This is a genomic window from Bacillus cereus group sp. BfR-BA-01408, assembly GCF_022663305.1.
GTDB lineage: Bacteria > Bacillota > Bacilli > Bacillales > Bacillaceae_G > Bacillus_A > Bacillus_A pacificus.
Window position 1 is genome coordinate 1 of sequence record NZ_JAKUFF010000218.1, and the last position, 360, is coordinate 360.

Sequence of the window (360 nt, forward strand, 5' to 3'; positions counted from 1 at the left end):
CTCACTCATGATAAAGTTACCATTTGTAGCATTTACTTTACCATTTAGTACTGGAACTGATGCCCAGTAATCAAACATCCCTGTAAACCCAAAGTCTTGAGCAAATTTAGGTACAAACTCATGCGAAATTTCACTTTCAGCATGCCCTACTTTACTATACGCCGTTACACGGAACCAATAATTTTTAAAGCCAGCATAAATTCCGCCAGAATTCTTATACACAGGTGATGGATCCACTGCTAATTCTGTACCTTTTTTATCGTGATGAAGTAAATATTGGCCTTTCGCTATTTCATCTTTCGTTGGCCAAATTTTCTCGTTTTGTGTTGTCCAGTTAGTCTTATCTCCTACATCGAACGC

Annotated in this window: 1 protein-coding gene; it reads right to left on the reverse strand. The window is 38.1% G+C overall.

What is annotated here, in order from left to right; translation table 11 throughout:
- Window positions 1-360: hypothetical protein (locus MR083_RS28350; protein ID WP_242270114.1), on the reverse strand; the 360-nt coding region annotated here is incomplete at both ends.